Source organism: Elusimicrobiota bacterium (assembly GCA_026388155.1).
In the GTDB taxonomy this organism is placed as follows: domain Bacteria; phylum Elusimicrobiota; class Elusimicrobia; order Elusimicrobiales; family UBA9959; genus UBA9634.
The window spans coordinates 137,383-163,024 of sequence record JAPLKI010000013.1; the positions used below are offsets into that span (position 1 = coordinate 137,383).

The 25,642-nt window shown below is 55.0% G+C and carries 24 protein-coding genes, 1 tRNA gene and 1 riboswitch; of the genes, 15 read left to right on the forward strand and 10 right to left on the reverse strand.

Going from position 1 to position 25,642, the window contains the following annotated elements; all coding sequences use genetic code 11:
* Positions 1–5: 5 nt before the first annotated feature.
* Together gpmI and NTX59_05265 are read right to left on the reverse strand one after the other, a co-directional pair.
* Positions 6–1,565: a 2,3-bisphosphoglycerate-independent phosphoglycerate mutase gene (gene gpmI, locus NTX59_05260; GenBank protein MCX5785076.1), complete on the reverse strand. Its 1,560-nt coding sequence runs from the start codon at positions 1,563–1,565 to the stop codon at positions 6–8.
* 105 nt (positions 1,566–1,670) lie between these two features.
* Positions 1,671–3,263 (reverse strand): adenylate/guanylate cyclase domain-containing protein, encoded by a 1,593-nt coding sequence (locus NTX59_05265; protein MCX5785077.1) that lies wholly within the window; start codon positions 3,261–3,263, stop codon positions 1,671–1,673.
* Positions 3,264–3,641: 378 nt separating this feature from the next.
* Between NTX59_05265 and NTX59_05270 the strand changes: the two genes are divergently transcribed.
* The gene (locus NTX59_05270) at positions 3,642–4,460 is read left to right on the forward strand and encodes a hypothetical protein (GenBank protein MCX5785078.1); all 819 of its coding nucleotides are present in this window, start codon (positions 3,642–3,644) and stop codon (positions 4,458–4,460) included.
* Between the two features lie 19 nt (positions 4,461–4,479).
* Here the strand turns inward: NTX59_05270 and NTX59_05275 are convergent, their stop codons facing one another.
* Positions 4,480–5,001 carry a hypothetical protein gene (locus NTX59_05275; protein ID MCX5785079.1) on the reverse strand — a complete coding sequence of 174 codons (522 nt, stop codon included), beginning with the start codon at positions 4,999–5,001 and terminating at the stop codon, positions 4,480–4,482.
* 271 nt (positions 5,002–5,272) lie between these two features.
* On the opposite strand from NTX59_05275, the gene NTX59_05280 reads away from it, so the two are divergent.
* From NTX59_05280 to NTX59_05310, 7 genes are all read left to right on the forward strand, one after another.
* Positions 5,273–5,347 (forward strand) — tRNA-Val (locus NTX59_05280).
* 266 nt (positions 5,348–5,613) lie between these two features.
* Positions 5,614–5,674: riboswitch (Fluoride riboswitch) on the forward strand.
* A 95-nt stretch (positions 5,675–5,769) separates the two neighbouring features.
* Positions 5,770–6,963: a cation:proton antiporter gene (locus NTX59_05285; GenBank protein MCX5785080.1), complete on the forward strand. Its 1,194-nt coding sequence runs from the start codon at positions 5,770–5,772 to the stop codon at positions 6,961–6,963.
* Positions 6,964–7,050: 87 nt separating this feature from the next.
* Complete coding sequence (locus tag NTX59_05290) at positions 7,051–7,692, forward strand: DedA family protein (protein ID MCX5785081.1); 642 nt, start codon at positions 7,051–7,053, stop codon at positions 7,690–7,692.
* 182 nt (positions 7,693–7,874) lie between these two features.
* On the forward strand, positions 7,875–8,510 hold the full coding sequence (locus NTX59_05295) for a TetR/AcrR family transcriptional regulator (protein ID MCX5785082.1): 636 nt from the start codon (positions 7,875–7,877) through the stop codon (positions 8,508–8,510).
* A 23-nt stretch (positions 8,511–8,533) separates the two neighbouring features.
* Positions 8,534–9,862, forward strand: a complete 1,329-nt coding sequence (locus NTX59_05300; GenBank protein ID MCX5785083.1) for a 4-hydroxybutyrate--acetyl-CoA CoA transferase — start codon at positions 8,534–8,536, stop codon at positions 9,860–9,862.
* Between the two features lie 52 nt (positions 9,863–9,914).
* Positions 9,915–11,093 carry an acetyl-CoA C-acetyltransferase gene (locus NTX59_05305; GenBank protein MCX5785084.1) on the forward strand — a complete coding sequence of 393 codons (1,179 nt, stop codon included), beginning with the start codon at positions 9,915–9,917 and terminating at the stop codon, positions 11,091–11,093.
* Between the two features lie 178 nt (positions 11,094–11,271).
* Positions 11,272–12,372, forward strand: coding sequence for a hypothetical protein (locus tag NTX59_05310; GenBank protein ID MCX5785085.1), 1,101 nt, complete (start codon positions 11,272–11,274; stop codon positions 12,370–12,372).
* A gap of 149 nt (positions 12,373–12,521) precedes the next feature.
* On the opposite strand, the gene NTX59_05315 is transcribed toward NTX59_05310, so the two are convergent.
* Positions 12,522–13,421 carry a class A beta-lactamase-related serine hydrolase gene (locus tag NTX59_05315; protein MCX5785086.1) on the reverse strand — a complete coding sequence of 300 codons (900 nt, stop codon included), beginning with the start codon at positions 13,419–13,421 and terminating at the stop codon, positions 12,522–12,524.
* 232 nt (positions 13,422–13,653) lie between these two features.
* Between NTX59_05315 and NTX59_05320 the strand changes: the two genes are divergently transcribed.
* The 4 genes from NTX59_05320 to NTX59_05335 all read left to right on the forward strand — a co-directional run bounded on the left by NTX59_05320 (position 13,654) and on the right by NTX59_05335 (position 17,759).
* Positions 13,654–14,985: a sensor histidine kinase gene (locus NTX59_05320; GenBank protein MCX5785087.1), complete on the forward strand. Its 1,332-nt coding sequence runs from the start codon at positions 13,654–13,656 to the stop codon at positions 14,983–14,985.
* Positions 14,960–15,607 (forward strand): response regulator transcription factor, encoded by a 648-nt coding sequence (locus tag NTX59_05325; protein ID MCX5785088.1) that lies wholly within the window; start codon positions 14,960–14,962, stop codon positions 15,605–15,607. Before NTX59_05320 ends, NTX59_05325 begins: the two co-directional genes overlap by 26 nt.
* A gap of 133 nt (positions 15,608–15,740) precedes the next feature.
* Complete coding sequence (locus NTX59_05330) at positions 15,741–16,952, forward strand: ammonium transporter (GenBank protein MCX5785089.1); 1,212 nt, start codon at positions 15,741–15,743, stop codon at positions 16,950–16,952.
* 69 nt (positions 16,953–17,021) lie between these two features.
* On the forward strand, positions 17,022–17,759 hold the full coding sequence (locus NTX59_05335; protein MCX5785090.1) for a hypothetical protein: 738 nt from the start codon (positions 17,022–17,024) through the stop codon (positions 17,757–17,759).
* A 172-nt stretch (positions 17,760–17,931) separates the two neighbouring features.
* On the opposite strand, the gene NTX59_05340 is transcribed toward NTX59_05335, so the two are convergent.
* Genes NTX59_05340 through NTX59_05355 form a run of 4 tightly spaced genes read right to left on the reverse strand, consistent with a single transcriptional unit; the run spans position 17,932 to position 20,489 of the window.
* Positions 17,932–18,363 (reverse strand): hypothetical protein, encoded by a 432-nt coding sequence (locus NTX59_05340; GenBank protein MCX5785091.1) that lies wholly within the window; start codon positions 18,361–18,363, stop codon positions 17,932–17,934.
* The gene (locus tag NTX59_05345) at positions 18,360–18,839 is read right to left on the reverse strand and encodes a zf-HC2 domain-containing protein (GenBank protein MCX5785092.1); all 480 of its coding nucleotides are present in this window, start codon (positions 18,837–18,839) and stop codon (positions 18,360–18,362) included. Before NTX59_05345 ends, NTX59_05340 begins: the two co-directional genes overlap by 4 nt.
* Complete coding sequence (locus tag NTX59_05350; GenBank protein ID MCX5785093.1) at positions 18,836–19,432, reverse strand: sigma-70 family RNA polymerase sigma factor; 597 nt, start codon at positions 19,430–19,432, stop codon at positions 18,836–18,838. The genes NTX59_05345 and NTX59_05350 overlap by 4 nt, the downstream gene beginning before the upstream one ends.
* Before the next feature lie 58 nt (positions 19,433–19,490).
* Positions 19,491–20,489 (reverse strand): ChaN family lipoprotein, encoded by a 999-nt coding sequence (locus NTX59_05355; GenBank protein ID MCX5785094.1) that lies wholly within the window; start codon positions 20,487–20,489, stop codon positions 19,491–19,493.
* A gap of 176 nt (positions 20,490–20,665) precedes the next feature.
* On the opposite strand from NTX59_05355, the gene NTX59_05360 reads away from it, so the two are divergent.
* The 3 genes from NTX59_05360 to NTX59_05370 all read left to right on the forward strand — a co-directional run bounded on the left by NTX59_05360 (position 20,666) and on the right by NTX59_05370 (position 23,610).
* Complete coding sequence (locus NTX59_05360) at positions 20,666–22,096, forward strand: aminotransferase class I/II-fold pyridoxal phosphate-dependent enzyme (GenBank protein ID MCX5785095.1); 1,431 nt, start codon at positions 20,666–20,668, stop codon at positions 22,094–22,096.
* 36 nt (positions 22,097–22,132) lie between these two features.
* Entirely contained in the window at positions 22,133–22,867 is a 735-nt protein-coding gene (locus tag NTX59_05365) for an SAM-dependent methyltransferase (protein ID MCX5785096.1), read from the forward strand.
* Positions 22,868–22,932: 65 nt separating this feature from the next.
* The gene (locus NTX59_05370; GenBank protein ID MCX5785097.1) at positions 22,933–23,610 is read left to right on the forward strand and encodes a hypothetical protein; all 678 of its coding nucleotides are present in this window, start codon (positions 22,933–22,935) and stop codon (positions 23,608–23,610) included.
* A gap of 17 nt (positions 23,611–23,627) precedes the next feature.
* On the opposite strand, the gene arfB is transcribed toward NTX59_05370, so the two are convergent.
* Positions 23,628–24,044: an alternative ribosome rescue aminoacyl-tRNA hydrolase ArfB gene (arfB, locus tag NTX59_05375; protein MCX5785098.1), complete on the reverse strand. Its 417-nt coding sequence runs from the start codon at positions 24,042–24,044 to the stop codon at positions 23,628–23,630.
* A gap of 33 nt (positions 24,045–24,077) precedes the next feature.
* The gene (gene glpK / locus NTX59_05380) at positions 24,078–25,553 is read right to left on the reverse strand and encodes a glycerol kinase GlpK (protein ID MCX5785099.1); all 1,476 of its coding nucleotides are present in this window, start codon (positions 25,551–25,553) and stop codon (positions 24,078–24,080) included.
* Positions 25,554–25,642: the final 89 nt, after the last annotated feature.

The following is a 25,642-nucleotide window of genomic DNA, read 5'->3' on the forward strand; positions in this document are numbered from 1 at the left end:
GTCTCTTATTGCTTCGCAATAAGAGATGCTGACGTCATATCCGCCGGCTTTGGCAGGTCCAGAACCTCAAGCACGGTCGGGGCGATGTCGGACAATATCCCGTGCGGCCGCAGTTTCACGCCTGAGGAGCCGGCGGTTATAAAAATGAACTCCACCGGATTGGTCGTGTGCGAGGTCTTGGGCATGTTTATTTTGTAATCCCACATCTCTTCCGCGTTGCCGTGGTCGGAGGTTACCATTACGGTGTAATCATGCTTCAGCGCCGAATCCACCAATTTGCCCACCGAGAGGTCCGTTATTTCCACCGCTTTCACGGCGGCCTCGTATATGCCGGTGTGGCCTACCATATCGCAGTTGGCGAAGTTGACCAGAATAAAGTCGTATTTTTTCGAGGCTATTTCAGCCAGCGCGCGCGCGGCGACTTCGGGCGCGTTCATTTCGGGATGCTCTCCGAAGCTGGACGGGTCCCAGGTCCCTTTTATTTCCACCTGGTCTTCATTTCTGTAGGGCTCGGTACGCTTGCCGTTGAAGAAGGAGGTGACATGCTTGAACTTCTGGGTTTCGGCGAGGCGCAGCTGGCGGAGGCCCTGCTCTGAAATTATCTGGCCGAGCAGGTTGTCCATACAGCCGCCTTCGTCCATGGGGGGCAGGGCGCTGAATTTGAATTCGTCGTAGTAGCGGGTCAGGCCGCAGTAGACCACGGTCATTTTCTTCCAGCGGTTTCCGGGGTAATTGTCCTCTACGAAGGCTTTGGTAAGCTGTATGGCGCGGTCCTGGCGGAAATTGAAATGGATCACGGAGTCGCCGTCTTTCATGCCGGGGTAATCGCCTATGATGGTGGGCGGAATGTATTCGTCTACTATGGGCAAACCGTTGGGATTCTTCAGCGTGGCGTAGGCGCCGGTTATGGCTTCCTCGGCGGTTTTGGCTTTGGCGCCTTCGGCTTTTGTGAGGGCGTTGTAGGTCTGGTCGGTGAGTTGCCACTTTTCACCCCGGTCCATGGCGTAATAGCGGCCCATGATAGTGCCTACCCGGGCTATGCCGACTTCTTTTATCACTTCGTCAAGCATTTTAAGGAAGCTTAAAGCGCTCCTGGGGGGCGTATCGCGGCCGTCAGCGAAGAAATGTATCCAGACCTTTTTTATGCCCATTTTCTTCGCCTGGCGCATGATGGCGTACATGTGGTCCTGGTGGGCGTGCACGCCTTCGTCCTGGACCAGGCCCATTAAATGCAGGGCTGAACCGTTTTTGGCGGCGTTATCCATGGCGCTTTTCAGGGCGGGCATTGTAAAGAAGGTGCCGTCTTCTATCATGTCCATTATGCGTTTTAGTTCCTGTATTACTATGCGGCCTGCGCCCATGTTGAGGTGGCCGACTTCGGAGGAACCCTGGTAGCCTTTGGGCAGTCCCACGGCTTCGCCTGCGGGTTCAAGGACGCTGTTAGGATAGGTTTTGAGATAGCGGTCCATGTTGGGTTTCCTGGCGTTGTCTACGGCATTGTATTTGTCCGGCTTAGCTATCCCCCACCCGTCGCGGATTATAAGAAGAACTTTGTTTTTGCCCATATCGTTATCCTCGGTAAAGCTGCATCGGCATTGTCTCGTTCCTGTTATTTTAGAAAATAAGGAGGGACTTATGTAAGGAAACCCGGCGTGGGCGGCGGAGGTGGTCTAACGTTTTGTTGCGGCCTTCAGCCTGAAGTAGCGCAGCGGCTTGGCGACGTTCTTTGCCTCGGTCTCGTACGGCCCTTCAAAGCGCAGGCCCCCGGCCAGGCCGGCCTTCAGCATGGCGTCCTTAGCCGAGGCCATTACCAGGGTCTCGCGGAAACCTGCCTTGGACTGCAGACGGGCTGCCTGGTTCATGCCGCTGGAAAAGGCGGTGAAGTCGTGGTTGGGGCCGAAGAGTCCCACGGCGGCCGGGCAGAGGTTTACTCCGGCGGCCACGCCAAGCCCCTTCGCCTTTATCTTGCCCGCGAGGCCGCGGTAGCGCGGCAGGTTCCCCAGGCGGGCGGTGAAATCCTGTATCTCAAGCGCCGCCAGAGCGGCTTGGCGCGCGCAGCCGGCCTGCGATTCACGGAAGAAAGGAGGGCCGAAGTGTATTATCACGCAGTCGCCGACCATCTTGTCGAAAGTGCCGCCGTGGTTCCAGGCTATGCGCACGGCCCCTTCGCTCCAGTAGTCCACGAAATCCCCTATCCGGTCCGGGCGGCGCAGGCCTTTTTCGCACAGCTTGGTGAAAGAGTTTATGTCCACGTAAAGTATGGCTATGGTCTTTACTCTGGGCGACAGGTGCTTGCGCATATAGTCCGGGTCGCTCAGCAGTTCAGAGACCGTGGAGGGGGAAAAAAATTTGGCCATGTGGCGCCGCTCGCGGTTATAATCTATCAGGCGCTGGCTTATGGAATTAGCGAAGATGCTCATAAGGTCACGCCCGAAGGTGGAAAGCCCGTTTTTCACTTCGGTCACCAGCTTCCCCAGTTGGGCCGCGCCGGCGGCCCTGCCGCTAAGCGTGAAACCTATCCCTTCGTTCAGCCCCAGCAGGCGGCGGACCATGTGTCTTTCAGGGTCCAGCAGGTGTATGCCATGAGTTTTTATGGCCAAGCTCAGGGCTTTGTGGGGCCGCTGCTCGGAATCGTGCACGCAGCGTCTGCCGCGGTAGATGCGGTACTGTATGCGCTCGCCTTCAGCCGCGTCGTCGTTAAGATAGACCAGTCCAAGGTGGCGGAACGGGATCTCGGCGTGCAGGGCTACCACCGCCTCGTCTATGGCGTCGCGCAGGACGCTGCGCGTCAGGCAGCGCGTCATGCGTTCCATCAGCTTCTGTTTTAACGCCGCGCTCTGTATGTTCCAGAGCGTGCCGTCCAGCTCCTCGCATACCGCATTCAGGCGGGCGCGGTAATCCTCGTCCACATTGACCGAGCCGCGGTAGCCGAAGGCCAGGGTGCCTACACGCCGTCCGTCCAGGTCCAGCGGCTGGGACACCCATTGCAGGCCGCGCGAACCGGCCACGCTTACTTTGGCCGGGGTTTTTCCCAATTCAAAAGCCGGGGCGGCTTTCCAGCTGAAAACTTCTTTGTTGAGGTCCTCGTTGCTGGTTTCCAGGGCGGCGGCGTCAGTGCCGAATTCTTGCGCTATTTTCGGCAGGAAAATATCGAGCGTGGCTTTCAGGCCGAGCTTTTTTCTCGCGCAGGTTTCAAGGATCGAATCGGCGAAAAGGTTCATTTCGTAAGGTCCTTTGCTGTGGTATCCGGGGCTGTTCTTCATAAGTTGGTCCAGGCTGAAAGTTTTTTCCCTTCTCCGGCAGGGCGTTAATTGCGTATAGAGAGCGCGGAAACTCATCTTCCCGCTCCAGGGAACCGCCGGAACGCGCTTTCAATATTATAATAAAAATAAAAAAACCGCCGGCATTTTTAAATTTCCCGGCCAAATAAACGGCCCCCGTTCTGCCGGGGCGCGGTTTTGTTTTGCGGAAGAGGGAAAAGCGGGCAGCAGGGGACGCTGTCGATCAGTTGAGCAGCTTTAAAGGTCGATATGCCGCTTCCACCTGTTGTCTTTTTCGTCAGCGTGCCCTATGCCCCGGAGGCCCTTGACATGCTAATTGCGCTACTTTACACTATAACTGTAAGGGTTGATGGGACCTCTATGCACACTCGATACGCATTCATTATAGCTTCCCTGCTTTTCGCTTTTGCTCAAGCGGAGTCGGCTCAAAGCTCCGATTTCGAATCGGCCCTGTCGGGGAATATTTCCGAGGTGCAGGTGGTCATGCCGCCGGCCGCGCCGGAACAAGTCCAGACCGAGGCGGCGCCGTCTTTCGGCAGACTGGTCACGTACGACTTCTATGCGGAAAGTTTCCCGGGTTTTTACGACGCGCGCGGCCAGAACAAAGAACCCTACAATATCCCGGAAATCCTGCGGGATGTTCCGGAGCTGTGGAAGGCTCAAGGCGCTCTTTTCAAAAAGGTCGGCATGGCTATGGAGATGGACCCCTATGCCCTTGCGTCATATTGCGTCTTCGAGAGTTACAACGAGATCGACCATGAGTTCAACGTGAACCACTTGGACGGCGTAGCGGCGGGAATAGCGTCTACACAGGCATCGGACGTGCTTGGGGGGAGGGTCCCAGGCCTGAGCGTGCGTATTCCGAAGCAACTTTCGAATGCGAAGACGATGTTGCTAAACAACCCGGAATACGGCCTGCGCTTCCTGGCCGCCGAATTCAAGGCGTGGTACTATGGCGGGGATTTCTTCCGCAACTATTACGGCGACGAAATGTTCAACAGGCTTTTTGAAACCGAGTATTTCCAGGGCTACCACGACCTGGCAAAATCCTTTCCCAGGGTGGCGGTGCCCGGCTGGACTAAACCCAACAAAGCGAGGCGTAATTACGGCACGCAGGCCCAGTATGTAAGCCGCGCCTATGTGCTTTACAACGCTTTTCGTGCCGCCGACAAGAACTAGCCCGCTTTTTCTCTTCTAATCACTTTTCGGACACCGGGTCACATATGTTCCACGACTTATCGTCGCTGAACTTGTACTCCGGCGGCGTTTCTCCGCGCAGGCTCGCCAGCACTATCTTATAGACATGCTCGTTGCAGAAATCGATGGTTACGGCGTTAGTTTTTATTCCGGCCTTTAACTTGGGGGCGTGCAGGATCCTGCCCTGATAAACCAGCGCGAGGCGTTTTCCTTCGCCGATATATTTTTCAGGTATCGCCTCAAAGTCCGAGGCCTGCTTCGGAGCCAGAAAAAGCTCTATTTGATTGTGCCTGTCCGGCGAGGTCCTCGGCAGGGCCCTGAACTCAAAGCCGCTCAGCTCAAATAAAGGCTTGTCGGTCTGAAAGAGTATGCAGCTTCCCAAAAAGTCTTTGCAGTTTTTATTTCCCGCTTCGCCTTCCACGGCGGGATACATCGAGAACGTTATGCCCGAGGCCTTTTCAATGTTTTTCCGTGTGCAAGCGCAAAAAAGGACAACAGCCGCAAACAATAGAAGTTTTTTCATCCGGGTCCTCGCTTAAAGACAATCTCCCGCAAAATATTCCCGCTTTTGTTATTATAGCGGTAGTGATTTGCCTGTTGCAAATTTTAAGAAGTCTCGGGAAATTGTCCGCAAGCATGTATGTCATGAATCCGGAAGCCGACTTTGTGCAATTTAGCTGTATATCGTTCTGTTTAGTTCTATTTAGTTTTAGGAATTGGACACCAGATCGGACACCGGGCGGGTTGGATTAAACCTGAAAAACAGAAAAAACTATTGTAAAATATACACTTACGGGTGGTTAGCTCAGCGGTAGAGCACTGTCCTCACACGACAGGGGTCACAGGTTCAAATCCTGTACCACCCACCAGTTTTTAAGGTGGTAAGCGAATCAACTGCTTGATTCGCGGCAGGATTTGAAAGGCGGAGCGTTGATGAGCCAGCAGGCGAATCCGCGAGCCGGGGTCGCGGGTCCGGTTGAGCGACGGCGAGACCGGAACCTGTGACCAAATCCTGTACCACCCACCAGTTTTCACAAATGCCATACGCCATATGCCTTAAGCCATAGGCATAGAAAGAATTCCTTTTAAAGCATACAGCGTACGGCATACGGCTTATGGCAAACATAGCCGGTATTTTAGTGTAGGCGATGGAGTTCGCCTGAACCGCCTGATCGGCTGATGACTCCTGCGATTTATATCGCGGGAGTTTTTGTTTTCAGTCAAAATCCGCGCGATTATAGAGAAATTATTAAAGGCGGAGGAAACAGAGGCCCTCAGTAAGGAGATTATTATGGAACACATCTACGTCATAAGCGCGTTGTGGCTGGGGCTTGCCGTTCTGTCCGCGATAATATCCTACCACCTGAAATTATCCATAGCACTGGTAGAGATCTGCGTGGGCGTTCTTGCCGGGACGGCCGCTAATAAATATTTCGGACATAATTCGCTGGGTTCCGATCAGGAATGGCTGAAATTTTTGGCCTCGTCCGGGGCTGTGTTTTTGACATTTCTTGCCGGTGCGGAGTTGGACCATAAGGTCATGAAAGCTAAATTGAAAGAGGTCCTGGTGGTGGGCTTCGTCGGCTTTCTGGCGCCTTTCGCGGGCGCGTCGGTTTTCAGCTATTATCTGCTTCACTGGGGCCTGCAGGCAAGCCTGCTTGCGGGGGTTGCCTTGTCCACAACTTCAATGGCCGTGGTGTATGCCGTGATGATAGAAACGGGCCTTAACTCCACGGAATTCGGCAAGGGAATACTGGGCGCCTGCTTTGTGAACGACCTGGGCACCGTTATAGCCCTTGGCCTGATCTTCTCACCGTTTACTTATAAGACGATTGTTTTCATCGGAGCCACGGCTCTGATACTTTCCGTCTTTCCTTATATAACCAACCACCTGACTGATGTTTACGGCAACAGGACGGCGGCCATACGGGTTAAATGGGTCTCGTTCATTTTATTCGCCATGGGCGCTTTAAGCGTGTGGGCCGACAGCGAAGCGGTTTTGCCCGCCTACATGGCCGGCATGGTGCTGGCGGAATTCGCGTCGGACAACCAGCTTTGGATCAAAAGGCTCAGAAGCCTGACCGTGGGTTTTTTAACGCCGTTCTATTTTATAAGGGCGGGTTCGTTCGTCTCAATACCGGCGCTTGTTTCCGCGCCGATGGTCTTTGTGATCCTGTTCGCAAGCAAGGTCTCCACCAAAATATTCGGTTTATACCCGGTGATCTCCATTTTCAGGAAAGACAGGTCCGAAAAATGGTACTACACACTGCTTATGTCGACCGGCCTGACCTTCGGCAGCATCTCGGCCTTGTACGGCCTGACGCACGGCATAATAGACGAAAGGCAATATTCATTTTTGATAATAACCGTGATAGCGTCGGCTGTCATTCCGACCGCGGTGGCCAATTTTAAATTTTTACCCGCGCATTTACTGGCCAACATTAAACAGCACGCCCAGAAAGCCGAAACAGCCCGGGACGAATAGCTCGCGGACATAACACTTTTATGATTTACCCGCACACGGTATTTTGATAGTATTTACATCTTAAGTATGGAAATCATTCATGGTCTTTTGGCTTACATACTGAAATTTATAGATGTTCTGCTGCATCTGGATAAATACCTGGGGCAGGTAATACAAAGTTTCGGCGCGTGGACCTATCTGATACTTTTTACCATCATTTTCTGCGAGACCGGCTTTGTGGTAACGCCTTTTCTGCCGGGGGATTCTTTGCTGTTCGCCATAGGCGCGTTCTCGGCGCTTGGTTATCTGGACCTTTCAAAGGTCTGGCCGCTGCTGATATTTGCGGCCATTGCGGGGGACAATTCAAATTACGCTTTCGGCAAATTTGTGGGGCCGAAGGTCTTTAACTACGAGAACTCAAGGATCTTCAGAAAAGAGTATCTCGCCCGGACGCACAATTTTTACGAAAAATACGGCGGCAAGACCATAATACTCGCCAAATACGTGCCCATAGTGCGCACCTTCGCGCCTTTTGTGGCGGGCGTGGGGGCCATGACCTATCCGCGGTTTTTGATGTTCAATATTATCGGCGGGGCCACCTGGGTAACGCTCTTAATGCTGGCCGGCTACTTTTTCGGGAATATGCCTGTGGTTAAAAACAATTTTTCAGCGGTTATTTTTGCCATCATCATCCTGTCGGTGATGCCCGGTGTTATAGAATACATCAGGCATAAACGAGCCAGCCGGTAAACTGCAGCCCAACTCGGGTTTCATCCCGCAACCTATAAGCCCATCGCTGAAGAGCTGAAGTGCTTTGCCCTCGCTTTCTTCAAAACTTCAGTTCTTCAGCCCTAGCCTCAAGCGGCCAGCAGGGGACTTGACGCGCGGCGAGTTTTGTGTTAAAATATTTATGAACGAACGCTCGTTCATTTATGATAAAAACAAAAACACCTTCAGTCAACAACAAGGACGCCGCAGGCGGCAACCAGGAGCGGATACTTGCGGCCGCGGCCGCGCTTTTTACCAGGCGGGGCTTTCACGGCACTTCCACGCGCGATATCGCGTCCGGCGCCGGAGTGTCGCTGGGGAACATATACAACCATTTTCCCACCAAAGAGGCCATATTCGTTTCCCTGCTTGAAAAGTGCGAAAAAGAGTATTTCAACCCAGAGCAGCCGCTTATAAAAGCTCTTTCGCAGACCGCATTCCCAGACAACATCGAGGCCCTGGGGTTCGCCTCAAGGGAGACGGTGAAGAAGTTCTCGACCTACACGCTGCTTATTTATGTGGACGTGGTGGAATTTCAGGCCCGGCATGTATCTAAAATTTTCAGTAATATGCGCAACGGTTACAATGCGGCCCTTAAAGCCTCGCCCGTGAGGGCAAAAAACAAAATAGCCGCCGACATCGACCCCGCGGCCGCCCTTATGATGGTCACCTGGAACTATTTCAATTACTTCATAATGGAGAACCTTTTCAAGGTTAAGGGGCATTACGGCCTGCCGGACGATGCGGTGGTTAAACTTTTCGCGCGCGTGTTCAGCCGCGGGATACTTGCTAAAGGCTGAAGGATGAGGATTAAGAGGAAACTATGATTGCCATTAAAAAAAATAAAACCGTTAAAAGATCCGTCTACGGGGAAAAACTAATTTCGGCCCGCGAGGCCGCGGCCAAAATCAGATCCGGCGACGACGTGGTGGTGGCGCAGTGCGCTTCGGAGCCGCAGGGCTGCATGGCCCAGTTCCACACGGCTGCCGGCGTGCGCGACGTGCGCGTGTTTTCCGTGCTTACGCTCAAGCCTTACGATTTTTATATGAAGCCGGAAATGAAAGGCCGTTTTGAATTGGCCAGCTGGTTTCACGCGCCGGGCTCAAGGCAGGCTCTGGCCGCCGGCGCCGGCACCGTCACCTATGTGCCGAACATGCTGCACCGTGCCGCCCTTGACCGCATATACGCGCGGAAGCCGGATATTTTCTTCGGCACTTGCACCCCGCCGGACACCAGAGGTTTTGTGTCGCTCTCCCTTGGCGTGACCTATGAAAAAGACGTTATCGAGGCCGCCGGTACCGTTATCCTTGAAGTGAACCGCAACCTGCCGCGCACTTTCGGCGATACGCATCTGCGCGTTGAAGATGTGGATTTTTTTGTCGAAAACGACCAGGAGGTGCCCACCCTGCCTTCGCCCTCGCCCGACGCGACAGAGCTTGCCATCGGGGGCCACATAGCGGAACTGGTGCCGGACGGAGCGACCATACAGCTTGGCATAGGCGGCATTCCCAACGCCGCCGCGCTGGCGCTTAAGGGCAAGAAAGACCTGGGCGTGCATACCGAAATGATGGTGGATTCCGTAATGGAGCTTTACGAGGCGGGGGTAATAACGAACAAGCGTAAAACGCTGCTTAAAGACAAGTTCGTGTGCACTTTTGCCATGGGTTCGCGCAAACTCTACGACTGGCTTGACGATAACCCGGCGGTGGAATTCCGCCGCGGCGCCTGGGTGAACGACCCCGCCGTGATACGGCAGAATTCCCGCATGACTTCCATAAATACCTGCCTGATGGTGGACCTTACCGGCCAGGTGGCCAGCGAGTCCATAGGAACGGCGCAATATTCAGGCACCGGCGGCCAGACCGACACGGCCGTGGGGGCCAAGGAAGCGTACGACGGACTGGGGAAGTCCATAATTGCCTGCCGCTCCACGGCGCGCGGCGGCAAAGTGTCAACGATAGTACCGGTATTGCCGGAAGGTACGGCTGTTACCCTGCACCGGGCCAATACCGACCATATAGTGACGGAGCATGGCATAGCCTATATGCGCGGGCGCACGGTGCGGGAACGGGCCCGCAATCTGATAGCCGCGGCGCATCCCGATTTCAGGTGCGAGCTTGAAGTGCAGGCGGTAAAATTGGGGTACATATAAGTCTCAAGTGACAAGTTTTTAGGGAATTAAAAATATAACGGAGGAGATCAAGATGAAAGAAGTGTTCATAGCGGAAGGAGTAAGGACGGCGATAGGCAGTTTCGGCGGGGCGCTTGCCGATTTCAGTTCCGTGGAATTGGGCAAGGCCGCGGCAAAAGCACTGCTTGAGCGCGCCAAGGTTAACCCGGCCGACATTGACGAGGCGCTTTTCGGCAGCATTTTCCAGGCGGGCGTGGGTCAGAACATGGCCAGGCAGATAGCCATAGGCGCCGGTATACCCAACAGCAAAACGGCCATGACCGTGAATATGCTTTGCGGTTCGGGTCTTCGGACAGTGGCCATGGCGGCCCAACAGATAAAGTGCGGCGACGCCGACATGATAATAGCCGGCGGCGCTGAGAGCATGACCAACGCTCCGTACCTGTTGAAAAAAGCGCGCTACGGCTATAAGATGGGCCACGGGGAACTGCTGGATTCAATGATAAGCGACGGTCTGTGGGACATTTTTAATAATTACCACATGGGAGTGACGGCTGAAAATCTGGCCGCCAAGTACGGCCTTGGCAGGGAAGAGCAGGATAAGTTCGCGGCCCTGTCGCAGAACAAGGCCGAGAAGGCCATAAAGGAAGGCCGCTTTAAGGATGAAATAATTCCCGTGGCCATTCCTCAGCGCAAAGGCGACCCTGTGATGTTTACGCAGGACGAATTTCCCAAGCCGGGGGTTACGGTGGAAGGACTGGCCAAACTCCGGCCCGCTTTCAAGAAAGACGGCACGGTTACGGCGGCCAACGCCTCCGGAATTAACGACGGCGCGGCCTGCGTGCTGGCGGCGTCCGAAGACGCGGTGAAGAAACACTCACTGGAACCGATGGCCAGAATAGTTTCATACGGCTGGGCCGGCGTGGACCCCGCGATAATGGGCATAGGCCCCGCCGATGCGGTGCGCCTGGCTTTGAAGCGCGCCGGCTGGCAGCTTAAGGATGTTGAGCTGATAGAGGCCAATGAGGCCTTTGCGGCGCAGTCGCTCGCGGTGGCAAAAGAACTGGGCTTCAACAGCGACGTTGTAAATGTGAACGGCGGCGCCATAGCGCTGGGACATCCCGTCGGGGCCAGCGGCGCGCGGATACTTGTAACCCTGCTGCACGAGATGAAAAAACGCAATGTGAAGAAGGGTCTTGCCACCCTCTGCATAGGCGGCGGCATGGGCATAGCCATGTGCGTTGAGCGGTAAGCGGTAAAAACCGTAAAGAAAAGAGCCCCGGGAGACCGGGGCTCTTTTTATTCAGTCTGTCGTACCGGATCCTGTGACCCTTGACATGGCAAGACCCCGAGGCTATACTACATATAGAACAATTTCCGCAAAGCTTTTTTGCCCAATGGCTGTTACACCGAAGAGGCTGCTATATATTATGAACAACTTACATAAAGCCGTTGCGGCAGTAATTCTTTCGGCCATACTGACGGTCTGCGCGTCGCTTTCCAAAGCCGCCCCGGAAGACGAAGACGGGGGGCCGGACCTTACCGCCCAGAAAAACGAAAATGGGGGGGTAGACCTTACCGCCAAGCCGGTCATCCTTACCGTCGACGGCCTGAATTTCAGAACTTTCGGCTGCGGCAAGGAGATCTATGAGGGGCGGTCGCAGATCAGCATACCGGCCGCCTATACGCTGCGCGATCTTAACAGGGATACCTGCAAAGTAGTGGATATGGTGGCGGGATTTCTGTTCAGGGACAGGGATGCCAATGAGACCGAATACCTTTATAAAGACCTTAAAAAGATATGCGGCGCCGGCGCCTGCGGCGAATTCTTTGGCAGCGGTTTCTATTGGAACGGGGATGAGAGACAATCCCGTCCGGTGGTTGATGACCTCAAGAAAGATATAAAACTGGCCGCCGCCTATGCTTCGTCCAAAAAAAGGCCTTTAATAATGGTCGTGCACAGCTGGGGATGTATGCTGACCGTAGAGGCTCTGGGGGAAATAGAGAGTGAAGGCGGGGGCGTGCAGGTCGCCAAGCTGGTCACCCTCGGAAATCCTATAGGCGGGTTCAACCTTAGCCATCCGTTCGGGGGGCTTAAGTACAAGGCCGCCGTCCGCGCGCTTATCACAGACCAGAATTTTTTTATGGAACCTCACATGCTGCGATCGGTGGGAAAATGGGTCAATTACTGGGCCAGCAGGGATTGGGTTTCATCAGAGCTGCATATTCACGACCAGGATATAAAAAATATCCAGATAGACGCGGATCCCAAATACAATGAGGCGGCGGAGGTTGTCCGCCATATGATTTCAGGATACCTGAATTTGGACCTGCAGGGGCCGGAACAGCAGGAAAAGCTGGAAGAAGCTAAAGCCGACATCGAGAAGATAGGCTTTGGCCCGGGCCCTACCGGCGTGTGGCACAGCATTTACATGGAAGGAGGGGGGAAAATTAGCCTCCCAAGCATTTCGCAGACGCCGCTGGATGTGGGGACATATCCCATGATGGAAAAAGAACTCAGTTCCATCTGACGGAAAAAATCCCCCGGGCTTTAAAACCCGGGGGATTTTTTTAGCTGCGGAATGCTTTTGCCGGGAATCGTTCCCGGCTTTTTTTATTAGCGCGTATTTCCGCCGTCGCGGCAGATAAAAGGATTTATCGGCCGGGGGCGGAAAGGCTTTTAAGGCTTAACAGGGCCGCTGTTCTTAATAAACTCGTCCACGGCTTTGGCTATGGCCTGTATCAGAGGCTTGCCCTGCGGGCCGGGCAGCTGCGTGTAAACCACCAGCACGTATTCACGGCCCGGGGCCTTTACTATGGCGGCGTCGTTCCTGGCGGCGTCGAGTTCTCCGGTCTTGCCGGCATAAGAGGCTTCCTGCGGCAGTGCGGCGGCTATCAGCTCCCTGTCAAGCTGGCCCGAAAGCGTCGCGTACATGGCGTCCGAGGCTTCCGGACTGACCAGTTTTCTGCCGGCAACCAGCATCAGCAGTGTCGCGGCGTCGTGCGCCGGCATCTGGTTATAGCCTGTGGCTTCAGGGTCGCGCACGGTTATGTCGCTGGAAAGTTTATGGCGCACATAAGTGGAAGTAAGGCCTGCGCTTTGTACAAAAACCGTCACCTTTTTTCTGTCGAGAAAATCTATCAGCGTGTTGGCGGCGACGTTGTCGCTGCGGCGTATCATAACCTCGGTCAGTTTAGCCAGCGTCCAGGTCTCGCCTACGAGTATCGGCGGATCGGAGTCGGGTATGCCGTCCGCATTCGGGTCCCAGGTGCCGGTCCAGTTGTTCGTTGTTATCGTTATCTTCGAGTTCAGGGACACGCCGCCGCTCACGGCGTTGTAGACACCGGCCAGCAGATTCAGCTTTATCACGCTGGCCGCGGGCTGCACTTCGGCGTCGCGCCAGCCGCCGCGTTCGGGAGAGGACGGGTTGCTCAGGTCTATTATGGAGATGCAGGCCGTGGAGAGATCAAGCTTGCCTGACAGGTCTTTAAGGAAAGCGTTCATTCCGGCGCTGTCCGCCGCGCAGGCCGGGCTTAAGCCTATTGCTGAGATAAAAACGGCTGATAAGGTTTTTTTCATTTATGTTCTTATTTGATCTTAAGCACCGGATACTTTAGTCGGGCTTGAGCCTGCGGCGCGGCACGAAAAATCGGCCCTGAGGATTTTCTTATAACGACAAAATTATACTAACTTTATGCGCCCGCAAGCCTGACGGTTGAGGGCCGGCTAAGAATTAGCCGGCGGGCAGATTTTTTTGTAGACTTAACTGTACAGGCTGTGTCTTCACACTGTTTGTAGCCTGAAAATAATCATGAAGACAGAAAGCAGCCGCAAAAATGTAAAAAAAACCGGTCTTGGTAAGACGGCGTCTTCCATACTGCCGCCCGAGCAGGCTATACATGCGCTGCGGCAGGAAGTTCCTAAAAACGAAATAATACACGCCCTGCGCGAAAGGGTCAAGGAACTTACCGCGCTTCACTCCGCCGTCTGCATACTGCAGGACGACAGGCTTGAACCGGCTCAGGTGCTGGGCCGCGTGGTAAAACTCATTCCTCCCGCCTGGCAGTACCCCGAAATAACCGCCGGCCGCATTGCGGTGGGCGAATGTTCGGCGCGTACAGCCGGCTTCAGGCGCACGCGCTGGCGCCAGTCCTGCGATTTTAAGATAAGCGGCGGCATGTCCGGCAGGATAGAGGTGTTTTACTTTAAGAAGATGCCGCCGGAAGCGGAAGGCCCGTTTCTCGCCGAAGAACGGAACCTTATAAACTCGCTCGCCGACATGCTCAGGACATATTTTGAACGCCGTACGGCGTCCCAGGCGCTGATAAGCGCCCACAGGAACCTTGAAAAACGCGTCCGCGAGAGAACAGCGGACCTTGAAAAGCTTAACTCCGCCCTGAAAGCCGAGGTGGCGGAACGCGAAAGGCGCCAGAAAGAGATACTTTCCTACCAGGAAAAACTGCGGCGGCTTTCTTCGGAACTTATACTTACCGAGGAGCGGGAACGCCATGAAATAGCCACGGATCTGCACGATATTATAGGCCAGACGCTGGCCATGGCAAAAATGAAAGCGGGTGCGCTGCATGCTCACTGCGCTGCGCCTGAAGCGGCGCGTGAACTGAAGAAACTGTCCGGTTTCATTGAGGAAGCTATTTTCGGGACCAGAAATCTCACCTTCCAGCTGGCTTCCCCGATACTTTATGAACTGGGACTTGAAAGCGCGCTTGAGCGTTTGGCCGAAGATACCCGCCGCCGCCACGGCATGGCGGTGGACTTTCAGGATGACGGAAAATCAAAACCCCTGCCCACGGAAACGCGGATAATGATATTCAAGGCCGCCCGCGAACTTCTGGTTAACGCCGTGAAACATTCCGGCGCCGGGGCCGTAAAAATGCGGGTGCGCCGCGCCCGCGGAAAAATAGTGGTGACGGTCGCCGATAACGGCAGGGGCTTTAATGTAGAAGCGCGCTCGGTTTACGACGGGAAAAAGAGCGGGTTCGGGCTTTTCTCCATAAGGGAAAAGATGTCGCACCTGGGCGGCTCGTTCCTGGTGAACTCAAAATCCGGCGGCGGGACGCTGGCCGTTATAACAGCGCCTCTAGGAAAGGATCAGAAACATGGAAAAAACAATACTTATCTGTGACGACCATAAAATATTCCGCGAGGGTCTGCGGGCGCTTCTTGAAAAGCAGCCCGGCATAAAAGTGGCGGGCGAGGCCCGCGACGGGCTTGAAGCCGTGCACCTGTGCAGGGAACTGTCGCCCGACATAGTTATAATGGATATTTCCATGCCGGGCCTTAACGGGATAGAGGCCGCCCGCAAAATAGCGAAAGCAAAAAAAACAGCGCGCGTAATAGCCCTTTCCATGCACAACGACAGAAAATATGTCACTGAAATATTCAAGGCCGGGGCCCGCGCCTATCTGCTGAAGGATTCGGCTTTTGAAGAACTGCTGGACGCCATAAAAGCCGTTTCATGCGGCCGCGTTTTTTTGAGCGCCGGTATAACCAGCCTGGTGCTCAGTGATTACATAAAAAACCCGGCGAAAAATTCCCAAAGCGCTTTCACCCTGCTTTCGGCCAGGGAGCGGGAAGTGCTGCAGCTTTTTGCGGAAGGCCTGAGCACCAAGGAAATTTCCGCCAAACTGGGAGTAAGCGTCAAAACCGTGGAAACCCACCGCAAGAGGATAATGGAAAAGCTTAATATCAAAAACATAGCCGGCCTTACCAAGTACGCCGTGAAGGAAGGCCTTGTAAGTCTGTAAAACTAGGGTTTTTCTCCCACCCCAATCAGGGAATCCCTGATATTCCCGGCGTTCCCGCATACATATAATTTCCCTAATATACGGACACAGGCGGCCGCCTGCGCGGACGCATTCTATACGGAGGATTAAAAATATGTTCGATACCGGAAATACAGGGTTTATGCTGGTGGCGACCAGCCTTGTCATGTTAATGACGCCGGGCCTCGCTTTCTTCTACGGGGGACTTGTGGGCAGGAAGAACGTCCTGGCCATAATGATACAGAGTTTCGTTTCCATGGGCGTGACCACGGTCCTGTGGTACATCTGCGGGTTTTCTCTGTGCTTCTCCGGAGGGGAAGGCAAGCTTATCGGCGATCTGAACTACGCGTTCATGAACGGGATAACGCCTACCACCGCGTTCGCCGGGTCATCGAGCATTCCGCTGATAGTTTTCTTCGCCTATCAGATGATGTTCGCCCAGATAACCCCGGCGCTTTGCACGGGGGCCTTCACCAACCGGGTAAATTTCAAGGCGTATCTGATATTTCTCGTGGGCTGGCTGTTGTTCGTCTATTTCCCGCTCTGTCACATGGTCTGGGGCGGCGGTTTACTAGCCAAGCATGGTGTGCTTGATTTTGCCGGCGGTATAGTGGTACACGCCTCCGCCGGCTTTGCGGCGCTCGCTTCGGTGTTTTTTGTCGGCAAGCGCAAGGTCGCCGACCCGTCCGCGCACAGCATACCGCTGGTCGCTCTCGGCACCGGCCTTCTCTGGTTCGGCTGGTACGGTTTCAACGCCGGCAGCGAGTTGAAAGTCGATTCGGTCACCGCTCTGTCGTTCGTAAACACGGACGTGGCCGCCTCTTTCGCGGCTGTGACCTGGCTGATAATCGCCTGGATTATAGAAAAGAAGCCCAAGTTCGTCGGCCTCCTGACGGGATCTATAGCGGGACTTGCCACCATAACCCCGGCCTCCGGCTACGTTACAACAACGTCGGCTGTGTTCATCGGCATCGCCTCCAGCATAGTCTGCTACATAGCGGTCAACCTGAAAAACAAATTACACTGGGACGACGCGCTGGACGTCTGGGGCGTGCACGGCATGGGGGGCGTTCTGGGCGTTATCTGCCTGGGTATATTTGCGACCAAAGCCGTTAACATTGCCGGCGCGGACGGACTGATGTACGGCGATACCAGGTTTTTCCTGAAGGAAACTATAGCGGTGGCAGGCGCCGCGATCTATGCCTTCCTGTTCACTTACTGTATGCTCTGGCTCATAAACCTCGTGACACCGGTCAGGACCTCGGAGAAGGAAGAAGAGGCCGGGATGGATGAGGCGCAGCACGGCGAAACTGCGTATCTCCAGTAATAAAACATCAGAAAAACGGCTGTCCTGTGAGGCGGCCGTTTTTTACGTCAAACGGAGTGAAATCTTTGTATGAGAACATCCATTGCAGCGGTTATGACCGTTTTGGTTTGCATGGGCGCGGCATTTGCCACCCCTTCCACTCAGGTGTGGATACCCTCCACCGACATACAGAAATACAAGACGGCGCACCTGAACATAGACAGTTATCTATCCGCTGGAAAAGAGAGCAACGGAACCAGAAAAGCGCCTTTAAGCATGATAGGCCCCACCGTGGGCTTTCTGTCTTATGAAAAGATCCAGGCTGAGGCCGGGTTCGACCTGATGTATCAGGGCGTTGCCAATGACAATTATCCGCTTTATCTGCATGGCAAGGCGGGCACCCAGGAAAACGTGTGGTTCAAAGGTTCGCCCGCTTTCGCCTTAGGCGTGTACAACGCGGGCTTAAAGAGCGGCAAAACGAACCAGGATATCCTCTACGCTATGGCCGCAAAGACCCTATCGGCCGCCGGGCGTTTCTCGGCCGGTTATTACAGGGGCAACAATACAGTGCTTGTGGATGAAAACGGTAAAAAGGCGGCCGACGGCCTGCTTTTATCCTGGGACAGGACTATAAGCGAGGTGTCGGACAAGCTTTGGGCGGCTGTTGATTATCAGGGCGGAGATTCCGCTTTGGGCGCGCTTAATTTTGGTGTTTTCTGGGCTTTCGCCCCGAATACCGGCGTTATTTTTGGTTACGATATTTATAATAATAAAAAAACAGCCGGCCGGAACACTTATACGGTGCAGGTGGATATAAACTTTCCCTGAATAATGCCGTCCGGCAAAAACAGCCGGACGCAAGGCTCCCGTTTCCACATTACCGCTTAGTCAGCGGGAAAGTGCGGAGGAAACCTCCGCCCTGAAGCTGTTTTTCCTCAGGGCGGAGTTGGTAGTTCGCATTAAGCGTAGCGGCCTTCTTGTTCCCGGCCGTGTTTTGCACCTATTTTATCAGTTTGCTGTAGCTTCCTATTTCAAGCTGGGCAAGCTTGGAATCTCCAGGGGCGCGCAGCGCTATGCTGATATTTCCCTGCAGCGGAGCAAGAGCGGCATATTCCGCTTCGAGAGGGTTCAGCAGCAGCACAACAGTTCCCTTGCGGTGATCAACGCCGGCCACCTTCACGTTCTGCAGTATGGTGGCCGATATTTTTTCTTTTCTGTTATCTTTCATCTGCGCCTCGAACACGCTGATCACGTCCAGGTAGGCGCCCTTTTTCACCCAGGAGAGCTGGGCCTTGGGCAGTTCCATCACAAAACCGCGGTATCCCGCCACAAGGTCAGCCGCGCGGTACTTTCTCTCCGCGCGCATATGCCCCATAAAGCCCGCCGCCGCCAGAACCAGTGCCAACACAACCAGCACAGTCTTTGTTTTCATAACGCCTCCTTATTCTTCGCTTTTTCATAGGGAGGAAATTCATCCCTCCCGCTTAACCTGTAATAAAATTCAGAAGCCCGCGCCCCGGAGTCCGGAACGCTGTAGGAAGCATCCGTAAGCGGCGGGGTGATGGCGGAGCCTGCCGCCGTAACGGCGACCCGATGGGCAGGAACAGCCATTATAATAAAGACCGCCAATCCGGCGGCAAGCAGCGCTGAAGCGAAGGCCATTTTCTTCTCCCGCACCCTGCCGCGGACAGCGGCCGAGACAACCGCGCCGGCGAATGCCGGGCCGGCCGAAAGCAGAGGCGCGCCGGCGGCGGCAAGTGCCGAACGCTCCTCAAGGAGCGCCAGCCGCAGGGCCGCGCATTCCCGGCAGCCGGCAAGATGGCGTTCCGCGGCCAGGGCCCTTTGCGCGGAAAGTTCCCCCAGCACAAGGGACATAATTTCCCGTTTCATTTCAGCGCCGCAGTTCATATATCCTCCGATAAATATTCAAGAAGCAGGGCATGGGCGTTATGCAGCCTTGAACGCACCGTGCCCACGGGGATGCCGGTCACAGAGGCTATTTGATCGTATGACAGAACCTCCCACTCCCTGAGAAGCAGCACGGTTTTAAGTTTATCCGGCAGCTTTTCCACCGCCGCGCGTACCGCCGCCCCGCGTTCCCCCGCTTCCAGCCGCTCCAGAATTCCCGGAACGGCGTCCGGTATATTCTCAAATTCCTCATTGCCGAAAAGCAGTCCGACACTTTCGGTTTTTTTCGCCAGATAATGCCGAAAATAGGTCATGCCGACATTGCGCGCCAATGAAAAAAGCCAGGTGCTGAAAAGCGACTCTCTCCTGTAAGAGGCCGCGCTTTTCCAGACCGCGAGGAATACCTCCTGCGTCATATCAAGGGCCTCTTCGCGCGGCAGTGAAAAATGCCAGGACATGAAGCTTAACACCTTGTCCTTATAACGCTCTACCAGCTCCCCCAGCGCGGAGGCGTCGCCTGCGCCTGCGGCCTTTATAAGATCCTCGTCAGCTGCCGTCCCATTTATGAGTTTGTCGTCCAAGACATTTTCCATAAAGCGGTCTGCCCTCGTTAATTAGTAGCGCGGCGAAGCTGAAAAGTTCACTTTGTAATTATCGCTCTTGTGCGGGGCTGTGGTCGAGGTACCACACATAGTCGGCAAGGCCGGCATCCTGCGCTGGAAAGGCTGCGGGGCAGGCTGCGGCGTCCTGGGGGTAGAAAGAGGCCAGGCGCAGACCGGCGGTCCGGGATTTAAAGGATTCGGGGATGCCAGCGTTGTATATTACGTGGCCGGCTCCGGCTACGGCCAACGCGGCAAAGCCGGGGTTGGCGTTTACGAAGGCGGCCAGGCGGGCGCCCATGGTTTCGTTCCACGCGGACATGGCGGCCAGATAGTTTTCGAATTTAAACATATCAGCCATGTGGCCTTCAAAGGAGCTGCGGATATATTTTATGTAGGCTTCGTTGGTGGTTACCTTAAGGTCCGGGGGCAGGTACTGTTTGTCTTCGGGGGTAAGAGCTTCCAGGCCGACATGGGCTATGTTTGAGACTACTTTTTTGGGCAGGTTCAGGGCGAGGGCTTTCAGCCGGTTGGCGCGGATAAAGTCGAACAGCGGCTTATAAAGGTTGAAGTCGAACCCCCATTCCGTTTTCCAGTCGGCTTTCAGCAGAAAATCTTCTTCGGTAAGGCGGCCTGCGGCGTAGTCGTCCAGCACGGGCTGAAGGGTCATATTGAGCATTTCAAAGCCGACCACTATGCCGCCGCCGCGGGCGGCATACAGGGCTTTTAAAGCTTCAAGCTGGGCAAGGTGGTCCGCCATCTGGTCGTGGGTTTCTCCTACGAAGACGGCGTCGCTGTTCTGAATGAGGGTTTGGAAAGCGGCGGGGCCGCCGACGGGGGCGCCGGAGAGGGAGTTGAAGACGCAAAAGCCGGGGGCTGTCCGCGGCGAAGGGGCGGGGGGCGGGACCGCGGGCTCCGTGTTTTTCAGGTTTTCCATCAGGAGGTTGTAGTAGTTGTTCCGGTCAAAAGCGGGCTCTCTCAGCGTTTCAGGTATTCCGGCGCGGGCTGTTGCGGCGGCGGAGAGGAACAGAGCTATCGCTAGTTTTAACATCTATGTTGGCTCCTTTGCGCTCACGCTGACTAGAATCACGCAACGCCGCTTATATTAGTATATGGAATTATATGCGTGGCTGTATAGTGTTCAAGGCCCGTATTTGACCGGCTTTTCAGTTCCGGCTCTTTGGGCCGGAACTGCCCGGGGGGGGCGAATAATTATATAATTTGGGAATGATCAATCTTGCCGCCGTAAATTCAAAACTGCTTAAAGCACACTACGCCGTAAGGGGTAAAATAGTTGTCCGCGCCAATGAGCTGGAAGGGCGCGGGAAGAAGATAATTTACTGTAATATAGGCAATCCCCAGGCGCTGAAACAAAAGCCTCTCACGTTCGTGCGGCAGGTCCTCAGCCTGCTTGAGTATCCGGACATGATAGCCCTCCCCGAAACCGCGAAGATTTTCCCCGCCGACGCGATCAGGCGGGCAAAAATGATAATTGATAAAAATCCCGGCGGTACCGGGGCTTATACCCAGAGCGCGGGCATTCCGTTCATACGCAAAGCTGTCGCCGATTTTATCCATAAGCGCGACGGCATTCCCGTCGACATGAACCGGATACTTCTTACCGACGGCGCCAGCAAAGGCGTTCAGGCTGTGCTGACCATGCTGACGAACAGGGAGACGGACGGGTACATGATCCCCATCCCGCAGTATCCGCTCTACAGCGCGACTATCGAGCTGTACGGAGCGAAGCAGATAAACTATTTCCTCGATGAGAGCAACCACTGGCAGCTGAACGAGCATGAACTGAACAGGAGTTTTGACGAAGCTAAAAAGAACGGCATTAATCCCGTGGCGATCGTGGTAATAAATCCGGGCAACCCCACCGGCGCCGTGCTTTCCATGGAAAATATCGAGATGGTGGTCCGCTTCGCGAGAAAACACAAGCTTTCAATCCTTGCCGACGAAGTTTATCAGGAGAATATTTACGCGCCGGGGCTTAAGTTCTATTCGTTCGCCAAGGTGATGCATGATGAGGGCGAGACGGATGTGACGTTGTTCAGTTTTCATTCGGTTTCCAAGGGGTTCCTCGGCGAATGCGGGCACAGGGGCGGCTATCTTGAAGTCAGGAACATGCCCGACGACGTTTACGCGGAGATGATAAAATTGCAGTCTATCGGTCTGTGCGCCAATGTGGACGGGCAGATAGTCACTTACCTGATGGCGGCGCCGCCCGAAAAAGGCTCGGAGAGCTATGAGCTTTACGCGCGGGAGCGCGACGCTATACTCAGCGGCCTGAAGGAGAAGGCGGAGATACTCGGCCGCGGCTTAAATGAGATAGAGGGGATGGAAACTTATATTCCGCAGGGCGCGATGTACGCTTTTGTGAAGTTCGACCTCCCGCATCCGGAAGGCGTTGACCCGGCGAAGATGACGGAGGAGGAAAGGAGCAGCTATGAGACGGCAAGAGACTCGGAGTATTGCCTGAAACTGCTGGAAGAGACCGGGATCTGCGTGGTGCCGGGCTCGGGGTTCGGCCAGCGGCCCGGAACGCTTCATTTCCGCACAACTTTTCTGCCGCCGAAAGACGATATCAGGGCTCTCGTTGAAAATATGAAGAAATTCCACGCTTCTTACGTAGCCAGGCTTAAGGGAAAATAGAGGCGCCGCCGGAGATAGTCAGAAGAAGGCCTTGCCATGAAAAAAGTCCAAAAACGACCCGCCCGGGGAAAATTTTTTCTGTGCGGCGCCGGCATAGATTTTCTTGACGACATGACGCTTGGAACCGTCCGCGTTTTGCGGAGCTGCGATGTCGTCTTTTATATTCATAAAGACCGCGAACGGGTCACAAAAACATTAAAACTTGTTTCTCCCGGCCTGCGTATCGCGTACGCCGACTACGAGAGCATCCCGCAGCCGGCTCTCTGGCGTCTGATAGAAGCTGAGCTTAAAAAAGGCAGGCGGGTCGCGTATCTCGCCTACGGCAATCCGCTTCTTTTCAGCGAGGGGGGGATATTAGTGGATTATTGCCGCCGGCATGGATACGCCTTCAGCGTGGTTCCCGCCCTGTCGTCGGCGGACAATATTCTGGGGGTGCTTGAGGAACACGGCAAGCGGCTGCTGGACAAAGGATTTTCCGTGTGTAAGGCGGAGGAGCTGCGGGCCCGTCCCGGTTTGCTGCCCCCGGCCGGGCTGCTGATAATTTTCTGCGCCAGCGAGGCGCTGAAAAAATACGGAAAAGAGCTGTTCGCTCCCATAGAGCGCTGTTACCCGGCGGATCACCCCGTCTATCTTGTGCGTGTAAGATCCGCCGGTCTCATAGGCAAAACATCATTCCGCTCTTTGAAAGTAAAGGATCTGCGCGCCGCAGCCGGCCTTATAGAGCACAGAATGTCTATAATACTGCCGGCGCTGCCCGCCGGCAGGTATTAATTGGATATGGATAAGAGGCCGTTTTTATAGCTGTCGGCGGGTGGAAATCTCTCCGGCGGATTTTTATGGATAAACCAGGTGTGCTTAAACTTATTGAATTGTCCAGGCTGCCTGAGGATGTGAAGCGGTATTTTGCGAAGGTTGCCGGACGCAAGCCGCATTCCGCGCTGAAGGCGGAGCTTAAGAGAAATCCCGCGGATTTCATCGGGAATATGGACCGCCTGCTTGCCGCGGGGAGCGGAATTCTGGGGCGCCCGAAAGAAGAGGTTCTGTTCATTACGGGATTTAATAAAAATGATATGGCGCCGGAAAGGTTCGGGGCGGCGCTGGCGGAGCTCCGGGCCGTGGTATTCCTTCACCGCGAGGAATTTGGCGATTTGAAATTTATCCGGCAGCGCGGCGGCACAAGCGCGGATATCTCCGGGGTGAGGGGCGGCCAGAACTATGTATTTGAGGTCTGTTGCCTTCAATCGGACAACGATTTTTCCATAGTTCGTCTTGCGCTAAAGTATGATAAAAAAAAGCGGCAATTGAACAGTTCCCGTAAAAAATACAACTGTGAGCGCGGCGCTCTGATCTTTGCGGCCAATCCTTCCGATTTTGACAGTTCTGTGGATGAGGTCGACCTGCGGGAGCTTGCGGGCGGGCTGTACGTAAAAAAGAACAACCCCCCATTCACGCATATCTGCCTGCTTGCCGGCAATAAAGGTTCCGTTTTTCCCGAGTGGGAATCGGGGATATAACACTATTTTTTTGGGGGCTAAAATAAATCCGCGCCGCGCCGCGTCCGCTTTATGTCGGCCCGGCATTTTTTGCTTTCAAGGCGGCGCTGTTTTGAGCCGTAAGAGGGTTTTGTGGGCCTTCTGCGTCTTGGAGGGCGCATGGCGCGTTCCAATAGTTCGCGCAGCCGGGCCCTGGCGGCTTGGCGGTTCTGCTCCTGCGTTCTGTGCTCGCTTGCGATGATCAGTATATCGCCGCCCTCGGTCAGCTTTGCGCCGGCAAGCTGTCTGAGCCGCGCCTGCGCCGCATGGGACAGGCCGGACAAGCGGGGGCAAAAGCGAAGCTGCACGGCGGTGGCGACTTTGTTCACGTTCTGCCCGCCGTGGCCGCCGCTCCTTATAAATTTTTCCTCAATTGAGCCCGGAGCCGGAAAGAAACCTGATTCAAATTCAGTCATCATAGGTATATATCGCAAACCCGCGTTTGTGGTTTATAGCAGCCGGTTTACCGCTTCTTTCCAGCCGCTGTACAGGCGCGCGGCCTCTTTTCGCGGCATGGAGGGTTTAAACTCCCTGTCCCTGGCCCAGCAGGCGCGTATTTCTTCCGGGTTTTTCCAGTAACCTGCGGCCAGCCCGGCCAGATACGCGGCGCCCAGGGAAGTCGTTTCTATCACGCGCGGCCGCACCACCTTAATTCCGCAGATGTCCGCCTGAAAAGCGCAAAGCAGGTTATTGGCCGAAGCCCCGCCGTCTATTTTAAGTTCTTTGACGCGCAGGCCGCAGTCGCGCTCCATGGCGTCCATCACATCTTTTGTCTGGTAACACATGGCTTCAATTGCGGCTCTCGCCAGATGATTTCGCGAGGTGCCTCTTGTTATGCCGAACAGCGCGCCCCGCGCGTGAGGTTTCCAATAAGGCGCACCGAGCCCGGTGAAAGCGGGCACAAGGTAAACCCCTTCATTGTTCTTCAGAGCGGCCGCCATCTTTCGGGATTGGGAGGCCGAGTTCAATATTTTAAGCCCGTCCCTCAGCCACTGCACGGCCGCGCCCGCTATAAAAACGGCGCCCTCAAGCGCGTAAGCCGGGCCGCCGCCGGCGTCGCAGGCGAGCGTGGTTATAAGCCCGCTGGCTGAATTGACGCGGTTTTTTCCGGTATTCATCAGCAGGAAACAGCCGGTGCCGTAAGTGTTCTTGACCGTTCCCGGTCCAAAGCAGGCCTGGCCGTATAAAGCCGCCTGCTGATCCCCCGCGATGCCGCTTACGGATATCCCCGCCGGCAGCCGGCCTATGGCTGCCGTCCTGCCGAATTCGCCGGCGGAAGGCCGGACCGCGGGCAGCATCGCGCGCGGCACGCCGAATATTTTAAGCAGCCGCTCGTCCCATTTAAGCTTTGTAATATCGAAAAGCATTGTGCGCGAAGCGTTCGTGTAGTCCGTGGCGTGCGTTTTTCCGCCGGTCAGTTTCCACAGTATCCAGGTGTCCGTTGTCCCGAACAGCAGTCCGCCGCGCGCCGCTTTTTTGGCCGCGCCGGGAACATGTTTCAGCAGCCACTCTATTTTTGAGGCGGAGAAATAAGCGTCAACCGGCAGGCCGGTCGTACGGCGGATGTAGCCGGATATTTTTTTGTCCGCGTTCAGCTCTTCACAGCGCCGGGCCGTGCGTCTGCACTGCCAGACTATGGCCCTGTAGATGGGCCTGCCGGTGTTCCTGTCCCAGACCACGGCGGTCTCGCGCTGATTGGTTATTCCGATGGCGGCGATCAGGCCGGGGGATACTGTTTGCAGGACTTTTTGTATACAATTGTTGACGCTTTCCCATATTTCTTCGGGGTCGTGCTCAACCCAGCCGGGTTTTGGAAAATACTGGCGGAATTCCGAGTAAGCGGCCGCTATTTTTTCCCCGCGGCGGTCGTAGACTATGGCCCGGCTTCCGGTGGTCCCCTGGTCTATGGCAAGAATATATTTCATGGTTAATTCGGTACGGCTTAAGAAGACAGAATTCAGAAGACAGTAGTCAGAATTCAGAATTGTGGAACATTCCCACCCATTCTGACTTC